The sequence below is a fragment of the Sphingomonas sp. BL-S-25 genome (assembly GCF_055521555.1).
Window position 1 is genome coordinate 3,024,181 of record NZ_CM145486.1, and the last position, 16,175, is coordinate 3,040,355.

Genomic DNA, 16,175 nt, shown 5'->3' on the forward strand with positions numbered 1-16,175 from the left:
GATTTGCATAGGAGCGCTGGTGTTCGAAGGTGGCGTCGTCCCCCTCATCCTTCCCACTCGCTTCGCGAGCGGGCCCCTTCCTTCTCCCGCCGGGAGAAGGATGTAGGATCGGGACCCATGTCGCCGCCAACCCGTTGACCGCACCACTGCATCAGGAGTCCGCATGCTCGAACATGTTCCCGCCTGGCTCGGGTCCCTCTTCGCCTCGGTGCGCGCCGGGCATGGCAAGCTGGTCGTCGCGCAGCCCGGTATTGCCGAGGGGGTGGCCGAGATCGACCTGTCCAGTCCGGCCTTTGCCGCGGGCGCGCGGCTGCCCGATCGGTTTACCGCCGATGGCGAGGGGGTGTCGCCGCCGCTCGTCTGGGGGCCGCTGCCCGAGGGGACGGCGGGGTGCGCGCTGATCGTCGAGGATGCCGATGCGCCGACGCCGCAGCCTCTGGTCCATGCCGTGGTCTGGGCGATCCCGGCGGACGACCACCGGCTGGCCGAAGGGGCGATCGTCGCCGATGTCGCGGTGGAGGCGGGGCCGGATGTCGGACGCAACAGCTATCTGGGCGAAGGCTGGTTGCCGCCCGATCCGCCGACCGGCCATGGCAGCCATGACTATGTGTTCCAGCTGTTCGCGCTGTCGAGCCTGGCCGATCTGGACGAGAGCCCCGGGCGCTCGGCGATCGTCGAGGCGATTGCGGGCCGGGTGCTGGGCGCGGGCGTGCTGATCGGTACCTATTCGCGCGGCGAGGGTGCGCCTATGGCGGGCGAAGATCCGGCGGCGGTGCCGACGGGTGCCGGGCCGGCGCTGGCCTGAAGCGGGGGAGCGGGCGGAGCCATGGCGATCGATCTGGGCGCGGGCCCGGTGCGGCGGATGCTGATCGGCACGATCCGCAACATCTTCAACGATGCCGAGCGCGGCGAGACGCCGGTGGTGCGGTCGGACCATGCGTTGTACCCGCCGGACTCGGTGATCTGGCGCGTGCATGGCGACGTCACGTCGATGATGGTCGGCGGGGTCTCGGCGCTGCTGCTGCAGATGCTGCACCCCTCGGCGCTGGCCGGGGTGTGGGACCATTCGACCTTTCGCGAGGACATGCTGGGGCGGCTGCGGCGCACCGCGCGGTTCATCGCGGTGACGACATACGGCGAGCGCGCGCTGGCGCAGGCAGCGATCGCGAAGGTGCGCGCGGTGCACGAGCATGTCCGCGGGACGCTGCCCGACGGGACGCCCTATCGCGCGACCGACCCGCATCTGCTGGCCTGGGTACATGTGACCGAGGCGGTGAGCTTTCTCGACGCGTGGATCCGCTATGGCGAGCCGAACATGTCGGCGGCGGACCAGGACCGGTATTTCCTGGAATTCGCCGACATCGCCCGCGCGCTGGATGCTGATCCGGTGCCCGGAACGCGGGCGGAGGCGGAGGCGCTGATCGCGCGCTTCCGCCCCGAACTGGTCGCCGACGACCGCACCCGCGCGGTGGCGGACAAGGTGCTGCACCAGCCCTATCCGTCGCTGGTGATGGCCCCGGCCCAGGCGCTGATCATGCGCGCCGCGGTCGATCTGCTCCCCGACTGGGCGCGCGAGATGCACCGGCTGGGCCAGGCGCGCGCGACGGCCCCGCTGGTGCGCAGCGCGACCGCGGGGATTGCGGGGACGATGCGCTGGGCGTTCGGGGGCGGGGTGAAGTGAGGGGAGTTGCGCGCCGTACGCGCGGCTCTTATATCCGGTGCAAGGATTGGGCTTTCCCGGTCGACGTCAGGGCTTCGGGCTAACCGGGGCCCTTTCGTTTATTTGATTATGGGAAAATCTCGAAGTCCGTAATGCGGTCGGCGACGATGTCGAACGCACGGTTGGCTTGATCGGGCCGGATCACCCGCAGCGCCAGCGGCCGCGCGATCAGATCGCTCAGTTGGTGACCTGCGAGATTGGCGGCTTTTGGCATGAACACCGGCTCAAGCGGGGTCCGACCGAAATCGACTTCCCGCCAGCCCCACCGTTTCCCATTGGCAGCGAGGCGTCGGAACTCGAGCTCGAGTTGCCGGTCTTCCTCCCGCCCTCGCGCCTCGAAGAGCACATGGGTCAGGCGCCCGGTCTGGCCCTCTGCCGCCAGTGCGATGCTCAGTCGCTCCATGCAGAATTGCATGGCAATCTCGTACGGGTTCCACGGGTCTGCATAGCGCGCCCTGTGTCTGACCTTGTCGATCACGGCAACGTAAGCGCGAAAGGGAGCGTCGGCCATGATGGCGTTCAAATCCGCCATGAACGTGTCGCGTAGCGCAGCGTCCTGCCGAAGAAACGCGAACGGGGGCTCCTGTTTACGGATTTCCCGTTCGTGGAGAATGGCGGCGTCATGCCCGAAATACTTGAATTTCAGCCGACGGAAGGCCGGCTCTACCTGATCGGTGTAAGCGATCTTGTCGAAAGCACAGAAAGCCAACGCAAAGACTGGAAATTGCGGGTCAATCGTGACCAATCCATGGTCGCCACTTTCGTCGGCGAAGACAATATAGTCGCTGAATGTCACCACGATCTTTTGCGGCTTTGATTCCTGTGAATCAACTCTCGCTGGTGACCGGGTGGGAGCGACAAGGTTGGTGGGGTGCTGGCGTGAAGAGATGGGTTTCGGTTAGAGCATCACGATGATGCTCTCGGTTCTCACGATGATGGTGGGTGTGATGTCGCCCGGCGCAAATTCGGCGCAAGACGCCCCCTGTGCCCAGGACAACAATGTCGACACCTGCTGGAGCGCGGGCGTTGCGGCGGAGAAGCGCGGCGACAAGGTCGCGGCGCTGGCGGCGTATGACCGGTCCTGCGAGGCGGGGTTTCAGCAGGGCGGATGCTATGAGGCGGGCAAGCTGTATCTGAACGATCCGGCGCTGCGCGATGCGGCGATGGGCGAGCGGCGGATGGCGGCGGTGTGTGCGTCGGACGATGTCGGGATCGGGCCCTATGCCTGCCGCTATCTGGGCGTGATGTACCGCGACGGGGCGGTCGGGGCGGCGCAGCCCGGGGCGGCGTTCGCCGCGCTGTCCAAGGCATGTTTCCTCCATAATCCGGCGCCGTTCATCGATGGCGAGGGCTGTGCCCAGCTGGCGCGCAGCGTGCCGGCTCGCAGCGCGGTGCGGCTGAAGCCCGGCGCGGCGTGGGACCGCGACTATCTCGCCTGGCTGGGGCTGGCGATGGGGTGCACCGATGCCCGGCCCGACCTGTGCGACCAGGCGCGGCAGCGCTATCGCGCGGCGGCGGCGGCGAAGGCCGGCTGGGTTGCGCGGTGCGACGAGGAAGTGGCCGAGGAGGACGAGACGATGCGCTGCGCCGCGCTGGCCGGGGTGCCGAAGGACCAGCCGTTCGAGGCGCGCCAGGTGCAGCGGCTCCAGCTGGTCAGCCTGTTCCGCACCGCGACGATCGGGCTGCGCGCCCCCTAAGCAGGACGGCCTGTAGCCACGGTTCGTCCGCAGCGGGTCGCCGATGCGCTGGGCCCATCGCTATAATGAGAGGATCGATCCGGTGCGGTTTCCTCACCGATGACCCGGCGGCGGTGACGCGATACGCTTGGTCCGCGGCGCGGTGATGATGTCGAGTCGCGACTTCGACAAGGGGGTTTCGGGTGCGACATCTTGCGCTGTTCCTGTCCGCCGCGCTGATCGCGGCGCTTTCGCCGACCGCCGTTCTTGCCCAGCAGGCGCCGCAGTTGCCCGGGCACATCACCGGGGTCGGCGGGATCTTCTTCAAGAGCAAGGACCCCAAGGCGCTGATGGCCTGGTACCGCGACGTGCTCGGCATCGATGTCGAGGCATGGGGCGGCGCGCAGCTGCGTTACGATGCGCCGAAGCATCCGCCGGTGGTGATCGTGACCGCGTTCGACCTGGCGACCAGGGAGATGGCGCCGTCGACGCGCGAGTTCATGCTGACCTTTGCGGTCGACGATCTCGACGCGTTCGTCGCGCGGCTGAAGGCGAAGGGCGTGGCGATCCTGAAGCGCGACGATAGCGACCCGTTCGGCAAGTTCGCCTCGATCCTCGATCCCGACGGCACGCGGATCCAGTTCTGGGAGCCCAAGCCCGAATAGCTGCGCGCGCGGGCGGGACTCGACAGGCTCCGCACGAACGGGCGGCGGGGCTGAGTCCGCCCGGCCGTGGGGCGGGCGCGTCGCCACTCACGAAATTGGGCGTGGAATTCGGCCGCGGGCCGGGCCACCCTCGGGTGCATGGACGATCCCCTTGGCAATGCCCGCCAGATCGGCGGCCTGGAACGCGCCTGTCCCGTGCGGACGGCGATCAGCGTCATTTCCGGCAAGTGGAAGCCGGCGATCCTGCGCAGCATCCATCAGGACCATCGGCGCTATGCCGAGATCCGCGAACAGGTCGGCACGATCAGCGACCAGTCGCTGACACGGCAGCTGCGCGAGCTGAGCGCGGACGGGGTGATCGGGCGCGACGCCGACCATCGCTATCACCTGACCCCGCACGGCGCGCAGCTGGCCGGGATCATGGAGGCGCTGGAGGCGTGGGGCGAAACCTATCTCGAACGGCGCAAGGGAGGACGGGCATGAGCATCGATCGGCGACCCATCGCGATTGTCGGCGGACTGGGGAAGACCGGCCGGCGGGTGGCGAAGCTTCTGACGGCGGCGGGGCACGGCGTCCGGCCGCTGTCGCGCTCGACCGAGCCGGCGTTCGACTGGGACGATCCCGCGCCCTGGGCGGCGGCACTGGCCGGATGCGCATCGGCCTATGTCAGCTTTCAGCCCGACCTGTCGGTGCCCGATGCCGCCGACCGGATCGGCCGGATCGCGCAGCTTGCGGCGGCGGCCGGGCTGGAGCGGATGGTGCTGCTGTCCGGGCGCGGAGAGCCGGGCGCGCTGGCGGCGGAAGCAGCGCTGGCGCAGGCGGGGGTCGCCTGGGCGGTGATCCGGTCGAGCTGGTTCGCACAGAATTTCTCCGAGAGCTTCCTGGCCGACGCGGTCGCCGCCGGGCGGGTGGTGATCCCGCTGGGCACCGCGGCGGAGCCGTTCGTCGACGCCGATGACATTGCCGAGGTCGCGGTGCGGCTGCTGACCGGCGGGGCGGCGATGGGACGCGTCTATGAAGTGACCGGACCCGAGGCGCTGCGCTTTCCCGAGGCGTGCGCGATCCTGGCCGAGGCGAGCGGGCGGCCGGTGCTGTGCGAGGAACTGCCGGTCGCCGCGTTCGAGGCCGATCTGCGCGCCGGCGGGGTGCCCGACGCGCTGGTGCCGGTGCTGGTCGATCTCTTCATGACCACGCTGGACGGGCGCAACCGCGCGGTTGCGGGCGGCGTGTCCGACGCGCTGGGCCGGGCGCCGCGATCGTTCCGCGACTATGCCGCGGCCTTGCATCCGACGCTGCGGAGCGGGGCATGACGCCGGACGCCGACGGCGATCTCGAGGCGATGGCGCGCGACGCGCTGATCGCCGAGGTGCGGCGGCTGCGCGCCGGGATCCGCGAGCATCGCGACGCCAGCGGGCATGCACTGTGCTGGCATCACCCGAAGCTGTGGGGGCTGCTGCCCGAGCGGATCGATCCGGCGATCCGGGTGCCCGAATGGCCGCGATTCCTGCAGGGATGCATCGCCTATCGCCGCTCGCTGGACGCACAGGCGCCGGACGCGCCGCGGTGCGATGAGGATTATGAGCGGCGGGACGGGTGAGGGGCATCGGGGAGGTGCCAAAGTCTACGCGGCCGGGCCGGCGGTGCAGCGGATCCCGGCGGACTTTGCCAGCGTGCGCGAGGACCGGCAGGCGATCGAGCGGCTGCTGGCGACCTATACCCGCGCGGTGTCGACCAAGGACCAGGCGCTGTTCGAGACATTGTTGCTGAGCCGGGACATTCCCTTTTCGGGGATCGCGCCGGTGCTGCCCGGCGACGCCGGCGCGGCTGGCCTCGCCAATTATGAGCGTTTCCGAAAAGGGGTGTTCGAGGGGCGGCCCTTTACCCAGCGGTTTCAGCAGGTGCGGATCGAACAGGATGGGGCGCTGGCCAATGTCCGGCTGGTCTTCGTGAACAGCGCCGCCGATGGGCGAAGCTGGGGGTGGAAGACGCTGCAACTGGTCAAGGCCGGCGGGCGGTGGAAGATCGCGAGCGAATTCTATACCCGCCACAAGCAATAGTCGGCGGCTGCGCGAAGTTCGGTTCCAATAGCCTGGGCGCCGCGTTCAGACGTTTCCGGTAGCGGCGTCAATTCTGGATGTCGGCGATACTGGCATCGGGCGCGAGAATGGACGCCGGATTACATCTTGTTCATGGCGCGCGATTGTAAGCGGGCGTTCAGGACCGCGGGACCAGCCTTTTGCGACGGGCGGGTTTCGTGAGGAAGGTCGCATGTTCAGGTTGATGACGGCAATGGTTTCGCTGGGGGTCACCCTGGCGGTCGCGGCGCCGGCCGGCGCGCAGATTTCGATCGGGATCAGCGTGGGCGTGCCCCCGCCCCCGCTGCCGGTCTATGACCAGCCGCCGCTGCCCGGGCCGGACTATATCTGGACGCCCGGTTACTGGGCGTGGGACGATGTCGTCGACGATTATTACTGGGTGCCGGGCACCTGGGTGCTGGCGCCGCGACCGGGGCTGTTGTGGACCCCGCCCTGGTGGGGATGGAGCGGCGGCGAATATATCTTCCACTCGGGCTATTGGGGCCCTCATGTCGGTTTCTACGGTGGCGTGCCCTATGGCTATGGCTATACCGGCTTCGGCTTCGAGGGCGGGTATTGGCGCGGCAATCACGTCTATTACAACCGCGTGGTGACCAACGTCACCAACGTCCACATCACCAACATCTATCAGAAGAACGTGGTGGTGAACCACATCACCCGGATCAGCTATAATGGCGGACCGGGCGGGGTGCAGGCGCGGCCGGCGCGCCAGGACCTGATCGCGGCGCACGAGGCGCATCTGGCGCCGACGCGCAATCAGTTCCAGCATCTGGTCGCGGCGCGCACCGATCCGCGTGCCTTCGTCACCGCCAATCGCGGGCGCCCCCCGCTGGTCGCGACGCCGCGGCCGCTGCCGGCGCCGAGGGCGGCGCTGCATGGCGACCCGGCGCGGTTCGGCGGGCGGCCGGGCGGGCCGGGCATGGCGTCGGGCGGACCGGGGCGGGGCATGGTGCCGCCCGATGGCCGCGCGGCGTTTCGCGACCCGCGGATGGGTCGCCCGATGCCGATGCCGGCAGCGCATGCGGTGCCGCGCGACCCGCGGATGGACCGCCCGATGCCGGTCGACGAGCGGCGCGGCGGCCCGTCGCCCTCCGCGCGTGATCGGGCGATGGCCGAACCGCGACCGCGGCCTGACTTCCGCGGCGGCGGTGCGCCCTGGGACCGTCCGCCACCGCCGGATCACGCGCGGATGCAGCAATCGGGCTGGAGCGACCGCCCGGCACCGCCGCCGCGCCGCATGGCAATGCCGGCCCCGCGCCCCTTCGCCGGCCCGCCGCGCCCGGCCTATCATCCGGCACCAGCGCCTCGCCCCAAGGCCCCACCGCGGCGGGACGACCGGCGGGACCATCATGGGTGAGGCGGCCGGGTGACAGGTTGGGATTGATGCGCGCAGAGACGCAGAGGCGCAGAGAGGGTGTGCTGATGGGCGAGGTTTGCCCTGCACCAGGATCGATGACCTGGGCCGCGTGCGGGTGCCCTCTGCGTCTCCGCGTCTCTGCGCGAACAAACTCACCCATGCGCATGACCATGCGAGATCAGAGGAGGGGGTATCGATGAAGCCAGCATTAGTCGTCGCGACGATGGTCCTTGCCGGATCGACGCCTGCGCTCGCGGCGGACCGGATCGCGGAGCGCTGCACCGGGACCGAGATGCTGCAGGTCGGGGCAAAGCCGCCGACCCGCGTCCCCTATACGCTCAGCTTCAGCGCCGATCTGGCCACCGGCACCTATTGCTATGACCGGTGCGGCGCGGACCAGAGTTACCGGATAAGCGACGCCCGGTCGAACCCGGTGAAACTGTCGAACGTGCATCGCGGCGGCCAGGAGCGGCTGCTCACCTTCGACCGGCGGACGGCGATGCTGAGCGATGACCAGCGCTTCGAGTCCGGGCTCGGCCGGATCGTGCGCAAGGCAAGCGCAAGTTGCGTGCCGGCGGCGTATCATCAGCCAGTGATGAAGCCGTAATCGTGAGGGTGGCCGTTGTGGTGATGGCCATCATTGGACGACGAGGGTGATGGGCCAATTGGTTCGCGCAGAGGCGCGGAGACGCAGAGTAGCCTGCTGTCCGGCGTCGTGGTCTCCTCCGGACCACTCTCTCTGCGCCTCTGCGTCTCTGCGCGAATACACTATCCTTTCGTCGCGACTGCATGACCCGCGCCGGTTCTCAGCGAAGCCGTTCCCGAGGCGGAATCGGGTGAGCCTGTGGCGCGCGTGCAGGATGGGCGATGCGCACTTCCAGTTCCGGCTGCTGTTCTCCCATTGGGGCACCCACGCCCGCGACCTGCTGCGATACCTTCACGCGCGGTGCCATCGGTAAGCGGCCCGCCGCGCCAGCCCCTACAGCATCCGCGGCAGCACGTCGGTGTCGCGGCCGCGGTCGAGGAAGCGGTGCTTGAGGACGCCAGCCACATGGAGGACCACCAGCGCCAGCAGCGTATAGGCCAGCTTCTCGTGCAGCCAGGCGAAGATGGCGGAGGCCTGGTCGTTCTTGGCCAGCAGCTCGGGCAGCTCGACGAGGAAGAACGGCACGCCGTCGCTGTGCGAATAGGTGCTGGACATGGCATAGCCCATCAGCGGCACGATCACCGCCAGCGCCAGCATCGCGTACTGGACGACGGTCGAGAGGGTGGTTTCCCAGCGGGCCAGGCCCGCCGGGTGGCGCGGCACGGCGCTGCGCGCGCGGACGAACAGTGCGGTGACGCCGACCAAGAAGGCGAGCACGCCGAACTCCTTGTGCACCGGGTAGAACCAGCCGAACCGCGCGGCGGTGCTTTCGGGCAGCGATGTCATGATCCAGCCGAGCAGGATCAGGCCGAGGATCAGCGCGGCGCGGGTCCAGTGGAGGAGCCGCATCGCTGCGGGATAACGGTCCTGAACCTGCATCGATCGATCCTTCGTTCCGGGCGGAGGCGATGGTGTTGTCACAGCGGCGGGGCGGGGAAAAGCGCCGCTTTGGAAACGATCCGGTTCGGAAAACGGCGCGGTCCGGCGGGGCGGGGCGGGATGGGAGGGCGAGGGGGCGGTGAGGCCACATCTGACGGACAGCGGCTCGAACTGTCGTGATCCTGGCGACGGCTGCTCCGATTCAGCGCACCGCTTTGGCAAGAGCTCTGATCGAGCGGGCCGCCGGGGTGCCGTCATAGGTGCCCAGCCGATCGACATCGACGCGCCAGCCTGCACCGTCGCCCAGCAAGACGACCGCGGTTTGGTAGGTTGGCATGGGGGGAGATGGGCTGGAGACGTTGTAAATCAAACCGATCCTTCGCCCGGTGCGGGTTGATGGTAAGGCGCCCGCGTCGACCAGTCTCTTGCAGGTATATGCATCGGTTTTGCCGCCGCCTATCGTCGCCAGCCGCTGTTGCCCTATTCGTACGCCGCACAGTCCGCTGCTCAGTCCGAACTTACCGTTTATCTTCCATCCTCTCACCGACACCCGGGTCCCGTCATCGAAGCGGATCGACCTGGCGGGGCCATCCGGTTTCTCGGGATCTGCATAAGGATCCTCGTCCAGTTGGATGGTAGGGAATGTGAAATTGACGGGCGTGGACGAGGGCTCCGCGCTCATATCGTTGGTCGCCCCTCGCGGCGGACCTGCCGGTGCGCCGCACCCAGCGAGTGCCAGCGGTATTGTAGCCACCAGGAATGTGATCCGTCGGCAGGTCATTGCACTGTCCGTCGCCGCGGTCGGTGCAGTGTAATCTGCGCAGATCGGAAGGCAAGCGACGCTGCCGGCGGGGCGGCGACCATCCGTGCCCCGATCAGCCGGGGCAGCGTTCGCCATAGGCGTCGATCATCGAGCGTCGATAGGCGGCAAGCGGTTGGAGGCCGACGGCGCGGCGGCGATCGTCGACGTTGGCTTCGTCTTCGAGGGGCTGGGGGTGCCAGCCCTTCCCGCCGCAGATGAACTGCGAACCGTAGCGCTGCTTCCCGGTCAGCGGCAGCATCACGCGATCGTACAGCAGCGCGAAATGGCTGCCACTGACTTCGCGGCGGGGAACCAGCGGCTCCATCAGCTTGAGCATGCGGAGCTGGAAGATCGGGTCGTCATCGGCATGCTGGACGATCAGCCAGGCATTGCCGGCGGCGAGTTCTCCCACGCGCGATATGGTCGGCCAGCCATCCCGTGCGACAATCATCTTCATCCAAGCCGTGTTGCGGTGGTCCTGATCGCGAATGGCACGCCACAGCATGGCGATCAGCATGCGGCGCGCATCGTCGTCCAACTGCGGTGCGTCCGACGCATTCCCCTGACCCCAGACCGCCGCGGCGCGCAGCATCTGGTCCGGGATGACCGCCGCGTTGAGCTGGTCGCGCAACGCGCCGGTGTTGGTCGGCGCGACGGTTGCCGCCCGGCTGACGGCGAACAGATAGGTGCGGTAGACCGGGAGCGCGGTCGCGATCGCCCGCGAATAGGAGGCCCAGTCGTCGAAGCCGTGCGCGGTCGACGCGGCCATCTGGATCTCGGCGCAGACATCGCCCTTATAGGCGGACCAATAAGCGTCGGGCGCGCGATGACCGAGCGCGGCAAGCGCCGCCTCGTCCCGGCGGACATGGTCGCCGCACGTATCGATATAGGACTGAATTGCCCGCCACTGCGCGACCTGAGCCGGATCAGCGCCGGGCACGCGCCCGCGCAGCCAGCGATAATCGCCAGGGTCGAAATGACCATCGCGGACCTGGCCGGCGAGCGGTTCGGGGACCGGCTGTGCCGATGCGGTGCCGGCGAACATGGCGAGGGCGAGCAACGGGATGCGCATGACCGTTTTCCTCTTCAACTGGAGCTGACAGGGACGGCGGAGCGATTCATGTCAGGATCTCCGGCGCGCACTCAGCTTCGCCGGGGGCGGCCGGTGACGATCAGCGCCGCCGCCAGTGCCACGGCAAGCAGGACCGGCAGGCCGACGAACAGCGGCATCAGCCCGATCGACAGCGCCGCAGCAGTCCAGCGGCCGTCGAGCATCGCATGGTGTGACGTCATGAAGCCGTCGAAATAGGTGCAGGCGAGCACGGCCATGGCGATGGCATGGACGAGCGCGGCCGCCGACCGGCTGCGCTCGCTGACCGCGGCGCAGATCAGGGTGGTTCCGCCGAAGGGGATTAGCAGGAATATGAGGCCGATCGGCGTCAGCATCGTCCATTCCAGGTGATCGGCCAGCGCCGTGGCGGGATCGCTGCCGGCGACCATCATCCGCGCGACGATGTCGGATCCGGTGACGCTGGCAACGAAGGCCAGGATACCGATCAGCAGATAGACCTTCGGGCTCATTCGGCGTGCCTCCCCTGTTGTTCGAGTTTTACCCTGTCGGTAACGCAAGACAAGCAGGGGGTGTGTACCATGTTTGGGCGGATGATCCTTCGGTCATGGCGCTGAGCCGAAGCAGCGCATAATTTCTGCGCGGAAGATTGACCGCTTGGCGCGGGCAATTCATCTTGGAACATGGCCCCAGCAATCGCACTCATCTTCGCCTTGGCGATATACTCTCAGGATCAGGAGTATCTGCTGCCGGCACCGGTAATTGCCCTCGCATTGACCGATGATCGCTTTGACGAGCCGTGTTCGGATGTCGGGGAGCCGGGAGAAGCACCGGTCTGTCCGGAGATCACTCACGACGTAGAGGTGAGGAATCCTCGATGCGTATCCATATCGCCGCGCAATCTTGTCCAAAAATTCGGTGAGAATGCGCGAGCCGTAAATTGTGTGTTCGAATCGCGTGTCATCACCAATAATGGGCGGACCGACAAAAGAACCCATGACCATTGGCGACGTGACAACGCCGTGCTGGCGGTCCGCTTGGGGTATCAATGGACCGTCTGGCGCCAGGAAGAGCGATGAAGGGCGTGCCATCGATCAGCCTGCTGCATCCGACGCCGATCCCAGATGGCGCACTGTCTCACGACTGATGCTCTCGGCGGTGGTCGATCCGCAGGTGCGCGGGCGGGTCGCATTTGCGTCGAAAGGAGCATGATGTGAAGCGATCGAGGATCTGGGCATTCGTTGCAGCGGTCGCTATCGGCGCGCCGTGCGGGGCTTCGGCGCAGCGTCCCGACGCGGCCGCGCAATCGGCTCCGGTCGACTATGACGAGGACGAGCGGGCGGACGACTATCTTCATTCGCCGGTGCCGCTCTATGATTTCGAATGGCCCGAACTGTGGCCGCGAAGCCTCGAGTCCGAGACCGATCTCGGGTGCGCTAGCCGGGTGGGGTTTGGCGACTGGCGGTTCACCCCGGATCCCGGTGACGCCTATGGCGAGGAACATTGGGAGCGGGTCATCAATTTCGGGGCGATTCACTGCGCGGCGATTTTCAGCATGGCTGACCGGCGTGGCGAGCTGAAGCGGGCGCCATATGATCGTGGCTTCTTCGTCCGGCTGGGGTCGGCGCAACGGGGGCAGGCGAACTGGGAGCTCTGGGCGATCCAGCGGGGATTCCGGCCCGGCAGCGCCTATGTCCTGCTGGCACGCGAAGCGCCGGTCGGCGTGGAGGCGGGAATCGTTTCGCGCTTCACGGTGCTGCAGCGGCGCTGCCCCGCGGACAAGGTGGTCGATTCCGGCGGCGTGGATGTGTGGTCGACGCGCTATTGCCGGATCGAGTCACGCGACGAATTGCTGACGCTGGCGCGCGAGATGCTGGCGCTGCCGCCGCTGGGGGTGATTCAACTGGAGGGGAAGACGCGGTGACGGCGGCGGCGTGCGCTCAATCCGCGTGCGCGACGGCGTAGAAGTCCTTCTCGTCGCGGCCCTTGTCGACGCAGAACATGCCGCCGCGAAGGGGCGTGGCGGCGGCGGTGACGGTGGTGCCGCGCAGCGTCAGGCCGTGCGCCACGGTGCCGCAGACCTCGCTGGCCGCGACGCCGAACTCGCTCTTTTGCGCGGCGCTGGCGGGAGAGCCGATCACCAGCACCACGGCATCGACGCCGCGGTCGGGATAGCGATGCTGCTGCACCTGTCCGCCCGATCGCAGGAAGCGACAGGGCGCGGCGGGCGCGAGGGCGATGTCGCGCTGGGCCTCGCGCCGGAGCAGGCAGGCGCCATCGCGGGCAACTAGAGTCACCGGCGCTCCACCGAGGGTAGTGCGGTCGGTTTCCGTCGCCACGGCGGCATCGGGCCGCGCGTCCTGCTGCGGCGCGGCCGAGCAGGCGGCGATGAGCAGGGCGGGGGCCGCCATCCGGACCGGTCGAAGCGTCATCGTCCTGTCTCCTGCCGAAGCCGAGGTTTGCCTGCATGATTGAGGCGGATGTTGTGGCGGTTGTCGACCGTTTTCGCCCCGCATCGCGCCAGCGAGGTCCAAAACGGATACGGTAGCTTTGGCGATGACGCCCATGCCGCGATAGCCAGCTGTTCATGCACCTGACTCGCCATGGCGGCGCCGCGGCCCTCTTGATCGCTCTTGCGGCGCCGATCGAAGTGGACGCACCGGCAGCGGCTCTGCAGGAGCGGCCGGACGCGGATGTCGTGCTGGTCACCCCGTTCGCGCAGGCGCCGCCTCCCGATCTGTCGTCGACCTCGCTCGGCTACAAGTTCGTCCAACTGGCCGAGATCGATCCCGACCGGCCGCTGGCCGATCCGATGGCGAGCCAGACGCTCAGCCTGTTCGGGCGCGAAGACCTGATCGCGGGCAGCAGCCCCCCTTATGCGGCGGTTCCCTGTGTCCCGCTGGCAGGGGCGGGTGATGTGCTGGACGAGATCGAAAAGCGCGCGCGGGGCACGCGGATCGTGATCGTCAACGAGAGCCATGAGCGGTCGGAGCATCGCGGCTTCATCGCGCAAGTCGCGCAGCGGCTCCGCCCGCTGGGCTATGACACGATGGCGATCGAAACGCTGTCGCCCCCGATCGAGGGCATGAAAGCCGAGTACATGCCCGCCTTTATCCGGACCCCCGGTCTGCCCTATTTCGTCGACGAGGACGGGTTCTACCTGTCCGAAGCGGGTTTTGGCAGGCTGGGCAGGACTGCGAAGCGGCTGGGGTACCGGTTTGTGGCATATGAGCCCACCGACGACATCCCGGCGGATCTGCCGCGCGACGAGCAGATTGCACGGCGCGAGGAAGGGATGGCACGCACGCTCGCCGACTATGTGACCGCGCATCCCGGCGCGCGGGTACTGATCCATGTCGGCTATTCGCACGCAGCCGAAGTGCCGCGGCCCGATGGTGCGCGGTGGATGGCCGCGCGGTTGAAGGAGAAGACGGGCATCGATCCGCTGACCATCTCGCAGACCAAATGCCGCGGCTCGGGCGAAACGTCGCGGTTGTCGATGCTGCCGGCCGCCGAGCCGGCGGGGACATTCGATCTGGTCGTCGACCATCCGACAGCCCGGTTCGAACGGCACCGCCCGGTGTGGCGCAGGGATGCGGGCGATCGGCTGGTCGGCATTCCGGTCGCGCTTCGGCCGTCAAAGGGCTGGCGCGTGATCGAGGCGCGCCCGGTTGGCGAGCCGGCGGACTCGGTACCGATGGACCGGGTGGCGATCCGCAAGGGCGAGGATGTCGCGCTGATGCTGCCGCCGGGCCGCTACCACCTGCGGGTCATCGATCCGCTGCGCCAGGCGGAGATGCCGGCCACGCCCGAAGGCTGACGGGCGCACGGACTAAACCGAAAACGTCACCCGCCCCTCCGCATCGATCGTCCAGGCGGGGTTCCAAGCGATTTCCCAAGCGTGGTCGTCGGGATCGGCGACATAGCCGCGGAAGCCGCCATGGTCGGGCGCGTCGGCGGTGCGCAGCAGGGTGCCGCCGGCGGCGACCAGCCGGTCGATCAGCGGCTGGACCTGGTCCTGCGCGGCGACATTGTGCGCCAGCGCGACGGCGCCGGGGCGGGTGAGGTCAGGGCGCTGCATGTCCGCCTCGAGCTGCGGCGTCAGCCAGGTGCCGAGGACGAAGCCGTTCATCTGGTAGTAGGCGATCTCGTCATTCTCGAATACCGGCGTCCAGCCGAATCCCTCGCCATAGAAGCGGCGCGAGCGGACGAGGTCGGCAATGCCGAGGGTGATGACCGAGAGCTGCTGCTGCATGGCGGCGCCTGAGCCTGCGTCTGCGCGCCCGCCGCTCAGCCGATGATGCGCAGCACCTGGGGTTCGGAGGCCGCGTCGCTGCACGCCTCTTCGAGGCAGGTCAGTTCATGCGCGCAGGTCTGGCCGCGGGCGTCGGTGCGCAGTTCGAAGGTCAGGCGCTGGCCGGGCGCCAGCGTCTCCAGCCCGGAGGCAGTCAGTGCGTCAACATGGACGAAGGCGTCGGGGCCGCCGCGGTCGCGGCGGATGATGCCGAAGCCCGAGGCGCGGTGATAGAAATGGACGGTTCCGTTGATCATGCGTCGTCTCGCTCGTCAGGGCCTGCCCGAGGGACTCGGGCGGGGAACCGGAATTTAGTCAGGCTGGGCCGGTATTGCGGGCAGGTCAAGCGCGGCAATTGCCCGATATGCGGCCGGACCGAGGCGTCAACGCGCCCGTGTCATCCGGGTTGCGTGAGAAAGTGGCACGTTAATAGTGAAGTTACTACTTGACTATTGTGCTGCTGGCATTAGTGAAGTTACTGCTTCACTAATGGAGGTGGATATGTCCCGCGCCGTCGCCCATGCCAGTTTCTCGCTCAGCCGAACGATCCCCGCCGTGCCGGCGCAGGTCTTCCAGGCCTTTGCCGATCCCGACATCAAGCGCCGCTGGTTCGCGGAAGGCGACCAGCATGAGGTGGAGGAATTCTCCGCCGACCTGCGGGAGGGATCGACCGAGCGGCTGCGCTACCGGTTTCGCGAGGGCACGCCCTTTGCCGGGGCGAGCATCGCCAACACCGATGTCGTGCTGAACATCGTGCCCGACGAGCGGATCATCTGGGCGTCGCGCATGGCCTTTGGCGAGGCCGATATTTCGGCGGCGCTGGTCACCGCAGAGCTGGTGCTGGCGGGCGGGGGTACCGAGCTGGTGCTGACCTTCCAGGGAGCGTTTTTCGAGGGGGCGGACGGGCCGGAGATCCGCGAGCAGGGCTGGAACGTGATGCTCGACAGGCTGGGCGCCGTCGTCGCATAGCG

Annotated in this window: 22 protein-coding genes; 14 read left to right on the plus strand and 8 right to left on the minus strand. The window is 68.0% G+C overall.

The genetic code is table 11. The features are described from left to right. Positions 1-163: 163 nt before the first annotated feature. Both ACZ1H8_RS14610 and ACZ1H8_RS14615 read left to right on the plus strand, forming a co-directional pair. The gene (locus ACZ1H8_RS14610) at positions 164-805 is read left to right on the plus strand and encodes a YbhB/YbcL family Raf kinase inhibitor-like protein (protein WP_465177905.1); all 642 of its coding nucleotides are present in this window, start codon (positions 164-166) and stop codon (positions 803-805) included. A gap of 21 nt (positions 806-826) precedes the next feature. After that, on the plus strand, positions 827-1,681 hold the full coding sequence (locus ACZ1H8_RS14615; RefSeq protein ID WP_465177906.1) for an oxygenase MpaB family protein: 855 nt from the start codon (positions 827-829) through the stop codon (positions 1,679-1,681). Between the two features lie 106 nt (positions 1,682-1,787). Here ACZ1H8_RS14615 and ACZ1H8_RS14620 read toward each other — a convergent pair whose 3' ends face one another. Next, positions 1,788-2,516, minus strand: coding sequence for a DUF3800 domain-containing protein (locus ACZ1H8_RS14620; protein WP_465177907.1), 729 nt, complete (start codon positions 2,514-2,516; stop codon positions 1,788-1,790). Between the two features lie 115 nt (positions 2,517-2,631). Between ACZ1H8_RS14620 and ACZ1H8_RS14625 the strand changes: the two genes are divergently transcribed. The 8 genes from ACZ1H8_RS14625 (at position 2,632) to ACZ1H8_RS14660 (ending at position 8,121) form a co-directional block, all read left to right on the plus strand. Then, a complete protein-coding gene (locus tag ACZ1H8_RS14625; protein ID WP_465177908.1) occupies positions 2,632-3,417 on the plus strand; it encodes a hypothetical protein in 786 nt (261 codons plus the stop codon). A gap of 182 nt (positions 3,418-3,599) precedes the next feature. Beyond that, positions 3,600-4,061, plus strand: a complete 462-nt coding sequence (locus ACZ1H8_RS14630; RefSeq protein ID WP_465177909.1) for a VOC family protein — start codon at positions 3,600-3,602, stop codon at positions 4,059-4,061. Positions 4,062-4,199: 138 nt separating this feature from the next. After that, entirely contained in the window at positions 4,200-4,544 is a 345-nt protein-coding gene (locus tag ACZ1H8_RS14635) for a winged helix-turn-helix transcriptional regulator (protein ID WP_465177910.1), read from the plus strand. After that, positions 4,541-5,371: a Rossmann-fold NAD(P)-binding domain-containing protein gene (locus tag ACZ1H8_RS14640; protein ID WP_465177911.1), complete on the plus strand. Its 831-nt coding sequence runs from the start codon at positions 4,541-4,543 to the stop codon at positions 5,369-5,371. The genes ACZ1H8_RS14635 and ACZ1H8_RS14640 overlap by 4 nt, the downstream gene beginning before the upstream one ends. Beyond that, entirely contained in the window at positions 5,368-5,658 is a 291-nt protein-coding gene (locus tag ACZ1H8_RS14645; protein WP_465177912.1) for a hypothetical protein, read from the plus strand. The genes ACZ1H8_RS14640 and ACZ1H8_RS14645 overlap by 4 nt, the downstream gene beginning before the upstream one ends. After that, complete coding sequence (locus tag ACZ1H8_RS14650; protein ID WP_465177913.1) at positions 5,630-6,118, plus strand: nuclear transport factor 2 family protein; 489 nt, start codon at positions 5,630-5,632, stop codon at positions 6,116-6,118. The genes ACZ1H8_RS14645 and ACZ1H8_RS14650 overlap by 29 nt, the downstream gene beginning before the upstream one ends. Before the next feature lie 211 nt (positions 6,119-6,329). Beyond that, positions 6,330-7,514, plus strand: coding sequence for a YXWGXW repeat-containing protein (locus tag ACZ1H8_RS14655; protein ID WP_465177914.1), 1,185 nt, complete (start codon positions 6,330-6,332; stop codon positions 7,512-7,514). Positions 7,515-7,710: 196 nt separating this feature from the next. Beyond that, positions 7,711-8,121 carry a hypothetical protein gene (locus ACZ1H8_RS14660; protein WP_465177915.1) on the plus strand — a complete coding sequence of 137 codons (411 nt, stop codon included), beginning with the start codon at positions 7,711-7,713 and terminating at the stop codon, positions 8,119-8,121. A gap of 372 nt (positions 8,122-8,493) precedes the next feature. On the opposite strand, the gene ACZ1H8_RS14665 is transcribed toward ACZ1H8_RS14660, so the two are convergent. The 4 genes from ACZ1H8_RS14665 to ACZ1H8_RS14680 all read right to left on the minus strand — a co-directional run bounded on the left by ACZ1H8_RS14665 (position 8,494) and on the right by ACZ1H8_RS14680 (position 11,422). Further along, positions 8,494-9,039, minus strand: coding sequence for a cytochrome b (locus ACZ1H8_RS14665; protein WP_465177916.1), 546 nt, complete (start codon positions 9,037-9,039; stop codon positions 8,494-8,496). Between the two features lie 202 nt (positions 9,040-9,241). Beyond that, positions 9,242-9,721 (minus strand): hypothetical protein, encoded by a 480-nt coding sequence (locus ACZ1H8_RS14670; RefSeq protein ID WP_465177917.1) that lies wholly within the window; start codon positions 9,719-9,721, stop codon positions 9,242-9,244. A 193-nt stretch (positions 9,722-9,914) separates the two neighbouring features. Further along, complete coding sequence (locus ACZ1H8_RS14675) at positions 9,915-10,913, minus strand: DUF6624 domain-containing protein (protein ID WP_465177918.1); 999 nt, start codon at positions 10,911-10,913, stop codon at positions 9,915-9,917. 71 nt (positions 10,914-10,984) lie between these two features. Then, a complete protein-coding gene (locus ACZ1H8_RS14680; RefSeq protein ID WP_465177919.1) occupies positions 10,985-11,422 on the minus strand; it encodes a hypothetical protein in 438 nt (145 codons plus the stop codon). A 171-nt stretch (positions 11,423-11,593) separates the two neighbouring features. On the opposite strand from ACZ1H8_RS14680, the gene ACZ1H8_RS14685 reads away from it, so the two are divergent. Together ACZ1H8_RS14685 and ACZ1H8_RS14690 are read left to right on the plus strand one after the other, a co-directional pair. Beyond that, a complete protein-coding gene (locus ACZ1H8_RS14685) occupies positions 11,594-11,989 on the plus strand; it encodes a hypothetical protein (protein WP_465177920.1) in 396 nt (131 codons plus the stop codon). Between the two features lie 134 nt (positions 11,990-12,123). Further along, positions 12,124-12,834 carry a hypothetical protein gene (locus tag ACZ1H8_RS14690; protein ID WP_465177921.1) on the plus strand — a complete coding sequence of 237 codons (711 nt, stop codon included), beginning with the start codon at positions 12,124-12,126 and terminating at the stop codon, positions 12,832-12,834. A 16-nt stretch (positions 12,835-12,850) separates the two neighbouring features. Here ACZ1H8_RS14690 and ACZ1H8_RS14695 read toward each other — a convergent pair whose 3' ends face one another. After that, the gene (locus ACZ1H8_RS14695) at positions 12,851-13,342 is read right to left on the minus strand and encodes a hypothetical protein (RefSeq protein ID WP_465177922.1); all 492 of its coding nucleotides are present in this window, start codon (positions 13,340-13,342) and stop codon (positions 12,851-12,853) included. Between the two features lie 155 nt (positions 13,343-13,497). Here ACZ1H8_RS14695 and ACZ1H8_RS14700 point away from each other — a divergent pair, with 155 nt between their 5' ends. Then, entirely contained in the window at positions 13,498-14,730 is a 1,233-nt protein-coding gene (locus ACZ1H8_RS14700) for a hypothetical protein (protein WP_465177923.1), read from the plus strand. 12 nt (positions 14,731-14,742) lie between these two features. Here the strand turns inward: ACZ1H8_RS14700 and ACZ1H8_RS14705 are convergent, their stop codons facing one another. Both ACZ1H8_RS14705 and ACZ1H8_RS14710 read right to left on the minus strand, forming a co-directional pair. Beyond that, positions 14,743-15,165 carry a VOC family protein gene (locus ACZ1H8_RS14705; RefSeq protein WP_465177924.1) on the minus strand — a complete coding sequence of 141 codons (423 nt, stop codon included), beginning with the start codon at positions 15,163-15,165 and terminating at the stop codon, positions 14,743-14,745. Between the two features lie 35 nt (positions 15,166-15,200). Then, positions 15,201-15,461: a cold-shock protein gene (locus ACZ1H8_RS14710; RefSeq protein WP_465177925.1), complete on the minus strand. Its 261-nt coding sequence runs from the start codon at positions 15,459-15,461 to the stop codon at positions 15,201-15,203. A 244-nt stretch (positions 15,462-15,705) separates the two neighbouring features. On the opposite strand from ACZ1H8_RS14710, the gene ACZ1H8_RS14715 reads away from it, so the two are divergent. Then, positions 15,706-16,173, plus strand: coding sequence for an SRPBCC domain-containing protein (locus ACZ1H8_RS14715; protein ID WP_465177926.1), 468 nt, complete (start codon positions 15,706-15,708; stop codon positions 16,171-16,173). Positions 16,174-16,175: the final 2 nt, after the last annotated feature.